Annotated in this window: 14 protein-coding genes; 2 read left to right on the top strand and 12 right to left on the bottom strand. The window is 41.5% G+C overall.

The window, feature by feature from the left end; genetic code table 11:
- Positions 1-13: 13 nt before the first annotated feature.
- The 6 genes from BDE36_RS05140 to BDE36_RS05115 all read right to left on the bottom strand — a co-directional run bounded on the left by BDE36_RS05140 (position 14) and on the right by BDE36_RS05115 (position 4288).
- Positions 14-286 carry a hypothetical protein gene (locus BDE36_RS05140; RefSeq protein ID WP_141813989.1) on the bottom strand — a complete coding sequence of 91 codons (273 nt, stop codon included), beginning with the start codon at positions 284-286 and terminating at the stop codon, positions 14-16.
- A complete protein-coding gene (locus tag BDE36_RS05135; protein WP_141813988.1) occupies positions 267-803 on the bottom strand; it encodes an RNA polymerase sigma factor in 537 nt (178 codons plus the stop codon). Before BDE36_RS05135 ends, BDE36_RS05140 begins: the two co-directional genes overlap by 20 nt.
- 102 nt (positions 804-905) lie before the next feature.
- Positions 906-1169 (bottom strand): hypothetical protein, encoded by a 264-nt coding sequence (locus BDE36_RS23885; RefSeq protein WP_128769675.1) that lies wholly within the window; start codon positions 1167-1169, stop codon positions 906-908.
- A 172-nt stretch (positions 1170-1341) separates the two neighbouring features.
- A complete protein-coding gene (locus tag BDE36_RS05125; protein WP_141813987.1) occupies positions 1342-1974 on the bottom strand; it encodes a nitrogen regulation protein NR(II) in 633 nt (210 codons plus the stop codon).
- A gap of 10 nt (positions 1975-1984) precedes the next feature.
- Complete coding sequence (locus BDE36_RS05120; protein ID WP_150309362.1) at positions 1985-2785, bottom strand: alpha/beta fold hydrolase; 801 nt, start codon at positions 2783-2785, stop codon at positions 1985-1987.
- A gap of 3 nt (positions 2786-2788) precedes the next feature.
- Positions 2789-4288 carry an acyl-CoA dehydrogenase family protein gene (locus tag BDE36_RS05115; RefSeq protein ID WP_141813986.1) on the bottom strand — a complete coding sequence of 500 codons (1500 nt, stop codon included), beginning with the start codon at positions 4286-4288 and terminating at the stop codon, positions 2789-2791.
- A 279-nt stretch (positions 4289-4567) separates the two neighbouring features.
- On the opposite strand from BDE36_RS05115, the gene BDE36_RS05110 reads away from it, so the two are divergent.
- The gene (locus tag BDE36_RS05110; protein WP_141813985.1) at positions 4568-4921 is read left to right on the top strand and encodes a response regulator transcription factor; all 354 of its coding nucleotides are present in this window, start codon (positions 4568-4570) and stop codon (positions 4919-4921) included.
- A 124-nt stretch (positions 4922-5045) separates the two neighbouring features.
- Positions 5046-6158 carry a UDP-N-acetylglucosamine 4,6-dehydratase family protein gene (locus BDE36_RS05105; protein ID WP_141813984.1) on the top strand — a complete coding sequence of 371 codons (1113 nt, stop codon included), beginning with the start codon at positions 5046-5048 and terminating at the stop codon, positions 6156-6158.
- A 434-nt stretch (positions 6159-6592) separates the two neighbouring features.
- Here BDE36_RS05105 and BDE36_RS05100 read toward each other — a convergent pair whose 3' ends face one another.
- The 6 genes from BDE36_RS05100 to BDE36_RS05075 all read right to left on the bottom strand — a co-directional run bounded on the left by BDE36_RS05100 (position 6593) and on the right by BDE36_RS05075 (position 14721).
- Positions 6593-7912, bottom strand: a complete 1320-nt coding sequence (locus BDE36_RS05100; RefSeq protein WP_141813983.1) for a nucleotide sugar dehydrogenase — start codon at positions 7910-7912, stop codon at positions 6593-6595.
- Positions 7913-7948: 36 nt separating this feature from the next.
- Positions 7949-9064: a GDP-mannose 4,6-dehydratase gene (gmd, locus tag BDE36_RS05095; RefSeq protein ID WP_128769697.1), complete on the bottom strand. Its 1116-nt coding sequence runs from the start codon at positions 9062-9064 to the stop codon at positions 7949-7951.
- Between the two features lie 562 nt (positions 9065-9626).
- Entirely contained in the window at positions 9627-11009 is a 1383-nt protein-coding gene (locus BDE36_RS05090) for an undecaprenyl-phosphate glucose phosphotransferase (RefSeq protein WP_161987541.1), read from the bottom strand.
- Between the two features lie 14 nt (positions 11010-11023).
- The gene (locus BDE36_RS05085; protein WP_141813981.1) at positions 11024-12316 is read right to left on the bottom strand and encodes a WcaI family glycosyltransferase; all 1293 of its coding nucleotides are present in this window, start codon (positions 12314-12316) and stop codon (positions 11024-11026) included.
- A gap of 88 nt (positions 12317-12404) precedes the next feature.
- Positions 12405-13658: a class I SAM-dependent methyltransferase gene (locus BDE36_RS05080; RefSeq protein WP_141813980.1), complete on the bottom strand. Its 1254-nt coding sequence runs from the start codon at positions 13656-13658 to the stop codon at positions 12405-12407.
- A 31-nt stretch (positions 13659-13689) separates the two neighbouring features.
- Positions 13690-14721: a glycosyltransferase family 2 protein gene (locus BDE36_RS05075; RefSeq protein ID WP_141813979.1), complete on the bottom strand. Its 1032-nt coding sequence runs from the start codon at positions 14719-14721 to the stop codon at positions 13690-13692.
- Positions 14722-14743 lie beyond the last annotated feature (22 nt).

The raw sequence follows: 14743 nt of genomic DNA, 5'->3' as shown, positions 1-14743 counted from the left end.
AAGATTTATTGAATTAACTGTGCGCGAAAAAAGCCAGTATTTTTTGACGGAAACTGAGATGTTCGCGCTGTGTGAACAGCTTCTGGTGCACTGCGTGGATCTCTTGCTTCAACTGCTCCCGTCCATAAGCGTGGACGAGCTGAAGGGTTTTCTGTTGCCATTGCACGTTGGCCGCGAGTTCTTTGTTGAGAATAGCGTTGACCTGGAACAGCAGTTCCTCTTCGCCATTCAGCGTTCCTTCAAGGTGTCGTTCTATATACTCAATTTCATTCAAGGAAGTCCTCATAGCTCAACGATTTTTCTTTTACGGTCTCTCTTACTTTTTCAAGACACTTATATTTCTGCACTGTAGCTGAATGGCTGCTGCTGAAACCAAATTGAACTTTTAATTCAGCCATCGACAATTTGTCGTAATAAAAGGACTTCAAAAGGTCCAGGCATTTTCTGCCTGCATTCTCCAATACATTCAGCAACCTTGACGATGAGGGGTGTTGATCGGTTATGTCTTCCACATCAACTTCCAAGGGCAGAGAAAGGGATTCCTCAGCAAACCTCCTGTACCATAATCGTTTTGCAATTCCAAATATATAGCCCCTTTCAGAATACACTGGCACACCGCCGGATTCTGTGGATTTTTCGTACCATGCCACTAAAGCGTCCTGAAAGATATCTTTTGCCTGCTCCAATGATCCGCCCCGTTTGCTTACAAAACGGGCCACCAACGGAAATGTACTTTTATACAGAGCGATCAGGGCTTCTTCCCTTGTTGAAGGGGAATGTTCTGGTTTTTGTATTTCAGCCATCTGCTTCTTTTACTACTAAGTGCAAATCCAGAACAAGATATCACCTTTTTATACGTTTTTTAGGATAGAATAACTTTTGAGCAGTTTTTATTTAGCCATCAATCAGTGATGCTTCACTCTACCAGCTCCGCGAAACCCTGAAACGGCATGCAGCTCATTGTGATATTTATCATGCTGATATTTTCCAAGACAATAAACACATGCCACAGCCCGGGGATGCACTTTAACCGCTTCCCTGACCGCTTCTTCGTAATTTGAAAAATATCCTAAAAACGTTTTATTGACCGGCATAAAGCAACACCCTTGTTCATGAACTTCATGATCGCCGTTATACTGAGGAGTGTCGTTTACATAATAGAATGACATACCGACTAAATTTAATTGGTTAGAAATCAAATATTTTACTCAGCTAAACAGTAATAAATTTAAGAAATTAAGCCTCTTTAAAAAATGATTCAGATCATATTTCCCATATGTTTTAAAATCAGGTATTAATACCCAGGCAGAAACGAGCTGCAAGGACACAAATACCCGGGGGCTATGAGTTCGCTTTGCCAACTATTTTTTTTATGACTGTATCAAGCTGAGCAGCGCTTTCCTTTAAGAGGACAATGATATCCTGGATGTCGTCTTCTGAATTATACATTGTAAGCAGATCGGCCAGCCCCAGGATGTTTGCGAGAGGTGCCCGCACTAAATGCGACTGATAGAAGGCTACTTCTTGTAAAGTTTGAGCTTTTTGCTGGTTTTCTTTCTCAGCTGCCGTCTTTTTCCTGAGAAGTTCATCTTCGTATTTCTTCCGGTGCGCAACCTTAAAGACAATTGCATGGATAAGGGTCGTCTGCCCGTCATTGTCGCTATCTGCCGAAGCACTAAAGAAGCAGGGAAATGCGGCGGAGGCCGATCGTATATCCAGATGAATTTCTTTAACCTCTTTTTGCAACACGAGCATGGGATATACAAAAAGCTGATAATATAGTTGACCGCCCCTATCGAGAAGATCTGTAAATGTTTTATTGACTATCTCCTCATGGGTTATGTTTAACCATTCGAGGAGCGTTTTATTAGCCTGGATAACAGACCCGTTGATAGCATAGGTCAGAAGTCCGCAAGGAGCTCTATGATAAAGGCTTGTAAAGTCTACTGATTCTTCCGAACTATTTTTATTCATCTGTGCCGGGCTAATGTCTGCTGATATAAGTACTGATTGCAGTAATGGTCTCATCCGGAGCGCTTAAGTGCGGGCAATGTCCGGTTGCCTCCAGGATAACCAGAGTACTTTGAAAGGTATTCTTCTGAATATAGTATCCTACTTCTACAGGAGCAAGGATATCATTGGAACATTGAAGTGTAAGACTGGGAACTTTTAGTTTCCGGAGGTCTTCCCTGTTATCTGAGAGGAAAGTGACACGGGCAAACTCCCTGGCAATATCAGGATCTGTAGCACAGAAATTAGAGGCGAGCTCATCGGATAATTCAGGCTTGTCGGTATTTCCCATGATCAAAGGCGCCATGGCACTTGACCAGCCGAGATAATTGTTGTCCATCATGGTAAAAAGTCCCTCTATGTCATGCCTTTCCATACCGCCGGTATACTGGTCGTCATTAATATAACAAGGGGATGGAGCAACGAATACCAGTTTACTGAAGTACGCAGGATTTGATATCGCCGCACGTGCCCCAATCATGCTGCTAACTGAATGGCCGATAAAAATAACATCTTTCAGACCGAGCGTTTCAAATATCTCGAGAATATCGAGAGCATATCCGTCCAGCGAACTGTACCTAACTGATTCATATGAACTTAGGTCGGATTGACCGGCACCGACATAGTCGAATAAAACTAACCTGTATTTATGCTGAAAGGCATGTATAAGATGCCGCCAAACGTTCTGATCGCAGCCAAAGCCATGGGCTAAGACCATCGTTTGATCGCCCTGGCCTAACTGGCGGACATTATTCCTCTTTAAAATATCTATCATGGATCAGACAAACTCCATCCAGGAACTGTTACCGGTATAGTCTTCAATTATATTTACGGTATTGCTGAACTTAAATGAGCATACCAATGCCGATACCTCCTGTCTGACTGAAGTGATACAGTTATCTGCAAGATCTGCTCTGAATCCTTTATTTGCCAGGTCAATTACATATCCGGCACAAATTATCCTGGAGATAATTTTACCCAGATCAACCAGTTTACGCTGCGGAATATTGTTGTCGATATTGAAGTTCAAATCGTTTTCAAAATACAGGCATGCATCAGAAGTACGTTTGAAGTCTTTCAGAAAATCGAATAAGTTCGATAGTTTTTGCTTTTTCATCTGTCGGGTCACCATCTCGGCGATTTGAGCATAAAGCATTTCGTTTGAGCCTTCAAATATCTGAAACGGCCTGCTGTCCATTACTCCCCGTCCACCTATATGGGTTATTTTATACCCGTTGGCACCGGAAAGCTGAAGTAACATTTGTGAAGACTCCTGCATTAAGTCGGTCACTACGGCCTTCATGCTGTTGGCTTCGAGGCCCTCGGCAGCTAAGTTATGTTCAATGCCGCTTATCTCACTGCTCCTGGCACACATAGCAGAACATATGGTAAAGGCCGACTGGATACGCGATATCTGAAATTGTACCTGATCCATTGATAGTAAGTTGCCTGTTCCTACAATTCGATTGCTGCAGTGGTTTATGGCTTCGTCGAGCATTCGCTTTATGAACCCCATTCCCATTCCGGGAAACTGCATTCTGCTTCTGTGTAAAACATCAAGCATCATTTTTATGCCGGTAGTTTCAGGCTCTAATTTATACTCACGGGGAACTTCCAGGTCTAATATATTTCTTCCGTACGGAATCATGTAGAGGCCCAGGTTATCAAAGTATTCTTCAACAACAACCTGCTGTTTAGGCTGTGATACATCGCAGATAAAGAAGTCGATGTCGCGACCTAACTCTCCATTGCTGTTTTCTTTTCTTGAAGTTATAAGCCAGTAATCGGCCGCACCTGTAAGTCCCTGCCAGTGTTTTGTTCCTTTTATCTGATAGCCATTTTCCACTTCGCGGTTAATGGTTTTCATATTCAGGGCATCGCTCCCATAGTCGGGCTCGGTGATCATAAGTCCGCCCATATTCTGATTTTTCAGAAAGCGATCGAAGATATCCTTCTTAACTCCCTCATTCGCATATTTCGACACAGGCTCTAAGAACAGGGCGATGTTGATTCCAAATATCAGGGAAAGAGATAGTGATTCGTAAGACGCTGCAGCTAACAGGCCAAGGCATTCTTTCACAATACTGCCACGCCCTCCATACTGTTCAGGGATAGCAACGGCGAGCGGGGTTTTAGACATGATCTCAGTCATTATTGAAGGGGGCAAGCCTCTTTCTAAGCTAAGCTGGTTAATGTCTCCTTTCTCGCGGAACAGTTGTTTAAGGGTGGTTTCGAAGTCTTTTATAAATTCAGAAAACTCAATGTTAGTCAGTATCATGTATAAAGTAATTTATTCCAGTAGTATTTGTTATAGCAACAATCAACCAAGTTGATAAATTGTACCGCTATAAAGTTATGAAATTATAGACAATCTTGTTAGCCCCGCGTCCTGTAAGGTAGGATACCCTATTTATTTACAGCTATTAACGGAAATAGTTTTGAAGCCGCTCCTTTTTAATTTTCGTATTAAAAGTTAGTCTAATACATCTAAAGCGGGTAATTGTTTTTATTTTTTTTAACAGAAGGCTTTCGTTTATTAAATGTTCTATATTTGGATATGAAGAAAAAGGTGTTAATTGTTGAAAAAGATAAAGACATTCTTCAGATTATATCTCACATTCTTAGTTCAGAAGGCTACGAAGTAAGTACTTCACAGACAGAAAGGGGAGTACTGGAACGAATTGAAAAAGAACAGCCGGAAGTAGTGTTGCTCGATATCGTAAAGCCAACACTGGAAGGAACTGAATTATGCCGGGCCCTTAAGAGCTTCGAAAACATTTCGGTGATCGTTTTATCTACGCATATGAATATTGAGAGCTTTCTGAATGTTTGTGCGGATGATATTATTTCGAAACCGTTTGATATATCGGAGTTGATTGATACAATAGAAAAGTTTACTAACGATTGCTAAGCCGCCAATCCATTCATTTCATCTTTATAAGCTCCTTTAATTGTCTGAAAATATTACTAATAAATAATTTCAATGTAATTCGTTTATTATATATTTGAGTATCAATTTAACCAATTTGCTCTCAATGAAACGCCTGGTGCGGTGGTTGCCGCCTGAAATAGGATCTGAAATTGCAAGACAGGTTTTGAACTATGATCCCGAAATGGTAATACTATGTGATCAGGCCGAATCTCCTTTACATGAAATACAACTGGAGGTTGAAGAAAATTTCACAAAGGAGCAGATCAGGGTCTTTATCGCCGATATCAACAACTTTAACCGTATGTATTATATGTTCAACCATTACCGGCCTGAAATTATTTTTCACGCAGCCGCATATAAGCACGTTCCAATGATGGAGATGAACCCGATGGAAGCTGTTATGACCAATGTGATGGGGACTAAGAATATTGCAGACCTTGCCGTCCTTTTTGATGCGAAAAAGTTTGTGATGGTTTCTACAGACAAGGCGGTGAATCCTACAAACGTAATGGGAGCAACCAAAAGGATCGCCGAGGTTTACATCCAATCCTTGAATAATTACGAAGAGAAAGTACTTGAACTGGTAAACCCGGAGCAAAAATTCTACAAGAAGAAAACGCTGAATGACAACAAAACGCGGTTTGTTACTACGCGGTTTGGAAACGTCCTGGGATCAAGTGGCTCGGTCATTCCGCGGTTCAGAAATCAAATTCAGCAGGGCAAAGCGGTTACAGTTACTCATCCGGATATAACGCGGTATTTCATGACGATTCCGGAGGCTGTCGAGCTTGTCCTCGAAGCTGGATCAGTTGGTGAAGGTGGCGAGATATTTGTTTTCGATATGGGAGAACCAGTGAAAATCATAGATCTTGCGCGCAACATGATCAAGCTGGCAGGAATGGAACCGGATATAGATATCCCAATTCTTGTAACGGGGCTCAGGCCCGGAGAAAAACTATACGAGGAATTGTTGAATGAAGATGAAAAGACGTGTCCTACTCATCATAAGAAGATCAAGATCGCTAAGGTTGCGTCTCATCCTTATACGAAGATAACCGAAGATATTGCTATTTTAGGCCAGATAACACAAAACAACAATGAGCTTGACGTAGTAAAAAAAATGAAGGAAATCGTGCCCGAGTTTATTAGCAAGAATTCAAGGTTTGAGGATCTTGATCAGTCATACGAAAGCGTGAAAGAAGAGGTAACACATTGACGAAAAACCAATGAATTCACTTGTCTTCGGTACGATTTTCTTCGTTTGCCTCTTCCCTCCTACGCGACCAGCGACGCGTAATTCTTCTGTAGATCCAGATATATATAATAAGGGCGGATAACAGGAGGATATTTACGAGTACGATATCGTTTATTGTGAACATCGGGAACAGAAGCTTAATTCAATATAAAAAACCCTAAAGCTATAAAGTAACATGAAAGGTTTTAAGATAACGAAATAATTTACTTCTAATTTTTATTTGGCTGGCTTTTCGATCCTATGGTTATCCTGGCTGAAGTACCCCTAATAAAACAACAAAGGCTAGCTGTAGATTAGCTAACCGCTTTACCCTTGCCAAAGGGTACTTTCTATGATATGGCTTACTATTAAAACGTAATATAAAAGAAAAAGTTTAACGATAATAAAAAAAACTATCATAATCTAGCATCAACCAGATTTCGGTCAAGGAAGGCCTTCGTATCGAAAATTACGCCATTATTCCTCTTTATTTTCGCATAGTCAAATTTTAGAAATTCGTTGTGCGCCACAGCAACAATAACAGCATTATACACTACTAATTCATCCAGTTGACTGAATATCTTCAGTCCGTATTCATGCTCTACTTCGGCTGCATCGGCCCAGGGATCATAAATATCTACATCGAGACCAAACTGCTTTAATTCCTGGTATATATCTACTACCCGGGTATTACGCACATCCGGGCAGTTCTCTTTAAATGTAATACCCATAATAAGTGCTCTGGCTCCCTTGATCTTATGATCCTTTTCGATCATCAATTTCACTACTTTATCGGCAACAAACTGCCCCATTGCGTCGTTTACTCTCCGACCAGATAGGATTACCTGCGGATGATAACCCAGTGATTGTGCCTTGTGTGCAAGGTAGTAGGGATCGACACCTATACAATGCCCTCCTACCAGTCCGGGCTTGTATTTAAGGAAGTTCCATTTAGTCCCGGCTGCCTCGATTACATCGTTGGTATCAATACCAATGCGGTCGAAAATAAGCGACAGTTCGTTAACAAAAGAGATATTCACGTCGCGCTGGGCGTTCTCTATGGCCTTGGAGGCTTCGGCAACTTTAATACTGGGCGCCTTATGGGTTCCGGCTTCGATAATGGAGCGGTACAGATCATCAACACGGGAGGCAATTGCAGGTGTTGATCCGCTGGTTACTTTCTTTATCTTCGTAAGTGTATTGATCTTATCCCCGGGATTGATCCTTTCGGGTGAGTATCCGGCAAAAAAGTCTTTGTTAAAGGTGAGTCCGGATGCCTTTTCGAGAACTGGAACGCAGTCTTCTTCCGTACAACCGGGGTATACCGTTGATTCATAAATCACGAGGTCTCCCTCTTTCAGCGCTGAACCCAACATGGCAGACGCGTTGAGCAAAGGGCCCAAATCGGGGGCCTTAAACTGATCAATAGGCGTAGGTACCGTTACTATAAACGTGTTGTAATTTCGTAATGCTTCTTTCTCTGAAGAAAAATGAAGGCCAATACCGGTCGCCGGGTTTTTTCTTAGTCCGATCACCTCCTGCAGTTCACTTATTTTTGCTTCCTGCGTGCGGTCACGGCCTTCGCTTAACTCGTGTACTCTTTCTATATTTATATCATAACCTAATACGTCGTATTTTTTTGCAAATTCTATTGCCAATGGTAATCCCACATATCCCAATCCGATTATCGCTATACTGGCATTCTCTACTACAGAATTAGTTCCCTTAAGATCCATGGGGTAAAGGTAAGGGAGGAATTGAAAGCGTCAAAATTATTCGTACTGGTTTTTTATGGAATACCCAAGATCCTTCAGTGTTTTCTCGCGACGGAACAGTTCGAGATCGGCAGCCATCATGTCCTGCACAAGCATCTGAAGATCATATTTCGGCTTCCAGCCCAGCTTAGTCATTGATTTTGTGGGATCACCTATTAAAAGCTCAACCTCCGTGGGTCTGAAATACCGGGGATCTATCGAAACCACTTCTTTCCCTGTTTCAAGCTGATATTCGGGATTGCTGCAACTTACTATATATCCTTTTTCATTTACACCCTCGCCTTTAAATTCCACTTCCACTCCAGCTTCGGCAAAAGACATTTTAACAAAATCACGTACTGTCGTTGTAATTCCTGTTGCTATTACAAAATCCTCAGGGGTATCCTGCTGAAGGATAAGATACATCGCTTCTACGTAATCTTTTGCATGCCCCCAATCGCGTTTCGCATCGAGATTGCCCAGGAACAGGCTACTTTGCATGCCCTGTACGATCTTGGAAACTCCCCGGGTAATTTTCCGGGTAACGAAGGTCTCGCCTCTCAGCGGGCTTTCGTGATTAAAGAGGATGCCGTTACATGCAAACATATTGTAGGCTTCGCGATAATTCACCGTTATCCAGTATCCGTAGAGCTTTGCTACGGCGTAGGGAGAACGTGGATAAAACGGAGTTTTTTCAGACTGAGGCACTTCCTGCACCAATCCGTAAAGTTCGGAAGTAGATGCCTGGTAAATTCTTGTTTTCTCCCCGAGTCCGAGAAGCCGGACTGCTTCAAGAATTCGCAGCGTGCCAATGCCATCTGCATTTGCGGTATATTCTGGCGTGTCAAAACTTACTTTTACATGGCTCATAGCACCAAGATTATATATCTCATCGGGCTGTACCTGCTGGATAATGCGAATAAGATTGGCAGAATCAGTAAGATCGCCATAGTGCATAATAAAGCTAACCTCAGTTTCGTGCGGGTCCTGATACAAATGATCTATCCTGTCGGTATTAAAGAGAGAACTTCTGCGTTTGATCCCGTGTACTTCATATCCTTTTGATAATAACAGTTCTGCGAGGTAAGCGCCATCCTGGCCAGTAATACCTGTAATAAGGGCTTTCTTTTTCATTGAATAACTAAGTTGTTAACGGCAGTGCAACGGTCATAACTCATTTTTGAGCTTCTGAATCTGTTCATTATATTATTAAGTGCTAATTATACCGCTAAAGTAATAAATGTTTGTGTATTTAAATGTGTTATTGTAATACGCTGGCATGGGGGTACGGGAATGATTTTAAAGGGCGATAAGGAAAGGGTGGGGGTATAAACCACCCCTTACCCCCGCCAGCGGGGGACAATGGCTACTGATTTCAAAAAAAGAATTATCAGAAGCTTATTTCATTGGTTCTTTAATAATATAATAACTATTGCGGCAAGAAGGACAGAAGTATCTTTTAACAGGTCTGTTAAATAAAAGAACCTTTATAACCCACTCTCTTTTTATCCTGTATTTAAAGGGTACACCGCATTGTGGACATAGAGGCAATGTATATTGCTTAGATTTATTATCGGGCATATGGATGGTTAATGTTCTCACTTAAACGACCCCAAAACAGGAAAGTTTTCAAAAAATCGCAAAAAAGAAAAACTTATACCCTATATTTCTGTAGACTGCGTTGTGGTATATGAAGTTAAAAGGCGTTATCGTGATCCTTAATTAAATGAATGACTGTTAAAAACACTATCTTAATATCGAGCAGAGGCGTCCAGTTTTCAAGATACCAAAGGTCGTGCTTTACTCTCTTCTCCATCAGTTCAATACTACCTGTTTCTCCGCGATATCCATTTATTTGTGCCCATCCAGTAATCCCCGGCTTAAGATAGTGCCTTACCATATACTTGTCTATGATGTTACGATATTGCTCTGTATGCTGCAACATATGGGGTCTGGGACCTACTATGCTCATGTTCCCCATTAAAACATTTAGGAACTGTGGCAGTTCATCAAGGCTGCTTTTTCTTAAAAAACGACCTATAGGCGTTACTCTGCTGTCATTTTTACTGGCCTGCCGCGAGTCGGAGTCACCATTAACTTTCATGCTCCTAAACTTGTAACACCAGAAGCTCTCATTATTCCTTCCGCTCCGCAACTGCTTAAAAAACACTGGACCTGGCCCTTGTAGCTTTATCAGTACAGCTAAAAGCGGATAAAGCCAGCTGAATATAAATACCAAAACGCCAAGGCTAAATGTAATATCGAACAAACGCTTCAGAAACCGGTTATGCATTTCTTCCAGAGGCTCTGTATTTAAGCTAATTACGGGAAGGCCGCCCAAATAATTGATACTAAACTGTCTCTCGAGCGACTTACTGAAATCCGGGACGAAACGAAGCCGAACACATTGTTTATCTGCTTCTTTAAGTAATAACCCAGCGTTGCTTATTTCGTGCGGACCCAGCGAGATATACACTTCGTTTACGCCGGTTTCTGCTGCTTTCTTCATTTGCCTGCTGATCGCGGGCAATATATTCTCCTTAAAATCATCCATCGCCGACTTATCCGTATTGAGGTATTCCTCGAAGCTGTACTGGCGGTCGTGATTTTTAAAATAGTCGGCCAGTTGTATACTGGTAGGATTAATTCCAAGCAGGACGACCGGCCGGGCTACTTTAAATCTCCTCCTTATCCAGGATCCTGCAAGCATTGCGGCAAGACGACCAGCAAAGAGAATGAAGCTTAACAACAAGAAAAAAACAAGTAATAATATCAGCGATACATTGGTCGCTTCTATAAAAATCACATATAGCAGTAGAATAACATAGTGAAGACTTATACACTCGAGGGTCGACGTATGAAGAAGTTTATCATGGAGCGTTTTTTTGTTATAGAGGTCGAAAGCCCGCGCGCAGATGAACCACAAGAGATTAAATATAATGATAAAATCACGATACAATGAAAGATGTTCTCTCCCTGGCCCTACTAAATTAAAAGCAGCAAAAAAAGCTGAATTAATTAGGACAACATCTGTAAAAGCAAGTATCAGGCACAGGATATAAATATAGCGGTTCTGCATGACCATAAGGATTATTAAGCGTTTTCAAATTGATAATCTATAACTGGCACCGGGCTTGCTTTAGGTTCCCGAATTTGCTGCATAATCCGCTGGAGAATATTTTCGCGGTCAAGAAATCTTTCTGCGTAGATTCGGCCATTTAGGTTTGCCTGGGTGTGGTCAGATATACAGCAATCGAGAATAGTATTCTGAAGCAGAATTTCGTTTTCACATTCTATTACAACCCCCATTTCGTTTTCATTCATTGTTGTATATAGTGAAGAACCAGGCTCAGCGGTAACAAGAGCGAGCCCGCCAATAGAAAATATGGAAATAAGCTTCGATGGTAGCATTAGATCGCAGGCCTCTTTTCGCTGAATTACAAGGTGAACATCAGCCATATTTAAAAAGGAATTGAAAAGAGATAGAGGCTGAAGAGGCATAAACGAAATATTCTTCAGCTGCATCTCGTCGGCTATTCGACTTAACTTCTCTTTATATGGCCCATTCCCGCAAATGACAAACTTAATAAACGCTTGTGTCTCAAGCTTTTTTGCTATCGACAATAAACTCTCAAGTCCCTGCTTTTCACCTATACTTCCTGAATAAAGAACCACTTTATCATCTGGCTGGAAACCCCATTGTTTTTTTAGCCCAGCCTTTTCCGGGAGCGGATAAAATGACTCAAGATCGCTCCAGTTGGGAAAAAAAAGAATCTCTTTCTTCACCTTTTTAGTTATCCGTTTTAACATGCCCGGAGACACTGTACTTACGAAATTTACTCGGTTTAAGATATACCTTTCAAGAGCAAAAAGAAGATTAAATGCCCTTTCTGCTTTAAGTACTTTCAGATCTCTCGCTGCTTCGATTTGAAGATCATGTATATGATAGATTATTTTACCTCCCTTAAAGAAGCGATAGAATAAAGCAAGAAAGCCCAAATGAAAAGGTGGAGCCATACAGAATATCTGCTGATGTCCTTTTTTAAACAGGAGGTAAAAAATCATTAGAAAGGAAGAGAGGATAAAGGTGGTTTCCTGCAACACCCGTTTCGCTCCTGAAGGAACCGATGGAACATACAAAGGACAGCGATACACGCGAAGCTTTCCGTTTTTCTGAACCTCCTTCTTATAGAATTTTCCTGAATATGGTGCTTGTATTTTCCAGTTCGGATAATATGGGAACGATGTCACCACGGTACATTCGTAACCATTTTCAACCAGCCAGTCGGCCATTTCACCGGTATATTTCCCTATACCGGTGAGTTCAGGAGCGAAATTAATCCCCATCAGGAGGACACGTTTTTTGAGAGTGTTAATGTGGTCCATATTATAATAGTTAGGTTTGACAGAAAACAAAAGGAGCCCGGGCTACCAGATTTCCAGTAGCATACATATGCTTAACTAAGAAGAATGCTTATTCGGCTATTGAGCTGACGACGTCACGGACAATCTGCAGCATAGGGATTGCTGTTACAAACTTACAACCCCACGCCCTTGCATAGCTCAATTGCTCTATAATTTCATTTTTTAGATTCCATGGAAAAATGATCACATAGTCTGGCTTTTGCTCTTCTAAAACAGCTTCTTCAACTACCGGTATATGACTTGCAGGCAACCATTTATGCTGCTTATAGGGATTAGCATCTACTACAAAATCAATAGAATCGTTTTTGATGCCACAGAAATTCAATAATGTATTCCCCTTCGCTGCAGCGCCGTAAGCTGCCACTTTCTTGCCCTCCAGCTTTTGATGTATCAGGAAATCATTGAATTCGAGTTTTACTTTTTGAACTTTCTGCTGAAAATTACTGTAATAAGCCAACGTGTTCATTCCTTTATTAATCTCTTTTTCCAATAACAGGCAGACATTATTGGATATCACTTTGCTGCTATCTTCCGCATGTTTAGCATAAATCCGAAGAGATCCTCCGTGCGTAGCGAGCTCATCTACATCGAAAAGTTCCAGTCCCTGCGATTCAAAAATCTGTTTTACCGTAAAAAAAGACAGGTAAGAAAAATGCTCATGATAAATAGTATCGAACTGATTGTTTTCTATCAATTGCATCAGGTGGGGAAATTCCATGGTTATCACACCGTCTTCTTTAAGTACAAGCTTCATTCCTGCCACAAAGTCAACGATATCCGGAACATGGGCAAGAACATTGTTTCCTATAAGAAGATCGGCCTTTCTACCCTCTGCCGCTAGTTGTGTTGCGAGGTGGGTTCCAAAAAACTCAACTATACTTTCTATTCCTTTGCTCCTAGCGGCTTCCGCTGTATTTGCTGTAGGTTCAATACCCAAAACCGGAATGCTCCTTTCTTTAAAATACTGTAGGAGATATCCATCATTTGAGGCAATTTCTATAATTTGAGAACCCGAATGATAGCCAAACCGGCGGACCATTCCTTCCGTGTATTCTTTTGCGTGATTCAGCCAGCTTTTAGAATAGGACGAAAAGTAAACATATTGATTATCAAATATAGTATCACATTTTTTGTATTCTGGTATCTGCACCAAAAAACAGGTATCACATGTGTATACCCGTAGTGGGTAAAAAGGCTCCGGCTCATCCAGTTGTTCTCTGGTAAGAAAAGAATTTGCTGCGGGAGAGCTGACAAGATCAATAAAAACATTGGAAAGCTCTGATTGACAAAATCTGCAATGCATAGGGGTATGGTTTAAATAAAATTTTCAAAAATTAATGGTTACAAAGTATTTGTTGTTCCTGAACCTGCTGCTTGGTTTGCCAGTATGCATTGATTAAATATCGCGCAGTAGATACCCTCCCTATTCTGCCACCAATGGTAAGAAAGAAGAGCACCCAGCGCCACCGACGTGGCAGGAGAAATACCGCGTTGTCAGACACCCTGTCGAGTTCCCTCAAATATTCTCTGTTACCTTTTATAAGCCATAGTTTTATGGCCATGTATCTTTGCAGGGAATCATAGTTGATTGTGCCATGAAGTTGAAGGGCAAATTGCATTTTAGGATGGTACCTCAGCAGCCGCTGGTACAATTTCGATACAACTTCAGCATTTTGACCAACAAGCTCTCCCTTTCGATTTTGGTAATAGGATGCAGATTGAGGATGGAGTCGAACGAATACAACAGGCTCGTTTTGTATCCCTATAGACACGTACCGGCCCATTCTGCTCCAGAATTCGAAATCGCCGGCAAAAGGCAGATCTTCGCGGAAGGCACCGTACTTTAATACAAGGTTGGTTCTAAGCGAAATATTGGAAAGGTTGCCTGTAAGACTCCCCCCAAACACATAAAACATAAGTTCTGTCTCAGACGAGTTTATAGTAGCAGGCATTGACTTTTTCTGAAATGCAGTTAATGAACACTGTACTACATCTTCATGATTAAATCTTGCCACGCCTAATTCTGGCGGAGCTGACTGCCAGTAAGCTACCAGGTCGTTCAGCGCCCTGGATCCTACAAAATAATCGTCATGACAGAGCATCTGGCTGATTTCCGCTTTTGCCTGCTGCATAAGAAAATTAAGATTTCCGAAAATGCCGAGATTTTGCTTTTGTTTATAGATCCGGATCCTTGGGTCGGTTAATGTATCAAGGTAGTCCCTGGTTCCATCTGTCGATCCATTATCACTGATCAGCATCTCCCAGTTTTGAAACTCCTGCGATAATACTGATGCCACACACTCCGCTATATATGGAAGCCCGTTCCATACAGGGGTAATTATTGATATTACAGGGCTTACAGTCATTTTAACAACAATTATTATTTAA

Origin of the sequence: Arcticibacter tournemirensis, assembly GCF_006716645.1 — a bacterium.
GTDB lineage: Bacteria > Bacteroidota > Bacteroidia > Sphingobacteriales > Sphingobacteriaceae > Arcticibacter > Arcticibacter tournemirensis.
Note: the sequence above shows the minus strand (reverse complement) of the source record. Positions and strands in the feature narration are given on the sequence as shown.

Bases quoted from the DNA above. Each gene is read 5' to 3' on its own strand.
- BDE36_RS23885 (WP_128769675.1), bottom strand. From the start codon at position 1,169: ATGTCATTCTATTATGTAAACGACACTCCTCAGTATAACGGCGATCAT.
- BDE36_RS05135 (WP_141813988.1), bottom strand. From the start codon at position 803: ATGGCTGAAATACAAAAACCAGAACATTCCCCTTCAACAAGGGAAGAA.
- BDE36_RS05115 (WP_141813986.1), bottom strand. From the start codon at position 4,288: ATGATACTGACTAACATTGAGTTTTCTGAATTTATAAAAGACTTCGAA.
- BDE36_RS05105 (WP_141813984.1), top strand. From the start codon at position 5,046: ATGAAACGCCTGGTGCGGTGGTTGCCGCCTGAAATAGGATCTGAAATT.
- BDE36_RS05085 (WP_141813981.1), bottom strand. From the start codon at position 12,316: ATGGACCACATTAACACTCTCAAAAAACGTGTCCTCCTGATGGGGATT.
- gmd (WP_128769697.1), bottom strand. From the start codon at position 9,064: ATGAAAAAGAAAGCCCTTATTACAGGTATTACTGGCCAGGATGGCGCT.
- BDE36_RS05120 (WP_150309362.1), bottom strand. From the start codon at position 2,785: ATGATAGATATTTTAAAGAGGAATAATGTCCGCCAGTTAGGCCAGGGC.
- BDE36_RS05140 (WP_141813989.1), bottom strand. From the start codon at position 286: ATGAGGACTTCCTTGAATGAAATTGAGTATATAGAACGACACCTTGAA.
- BDE36_RS05090 (WP_161987541.1), bottom strand. From the start codon at position 11,009: ATGCAGAACCGCTATATTTATATCCTGTGCCTGATACTTGCTTTTACA.
- BDE36_RS05110 (WP_141813985.1), top strand. From the start codon at position 4,568: ATGAAGAAAAAGGTGTTAATTGTTGAAAAAGATAAAGACATTCTTCAG.
- BDE36_RS05075 (WP_141813979.1), bottom strand. From the start codon at position 14,721: ATGACTGTAAGCCCTGTAATATCAATAATTACCCCTGTATGGAACGGG.
- BDE36_RS05080 (WP_141813980.1), bottom strand. From the start codon at position 13,658: ATGCATTGCAGATTTTGTCAATCAGAGCTTTCCAATGTTTTTATTGAT.
- BDE36_RS05100 (WP_141813983.1), bottom strand. From the start codon at position 7,912: ATGGATCTTAAGGGAACTAATTCTGTAGTAGAGAATGCCAGTATAGCG.
- BDE36_RS05125 (WP_141813987.1), bottom strand. From the start codon at position 1,974: ATGAATAAAAATAGTTCGGAAGAATCAGTAGACTTTACAAGCCTTTAT.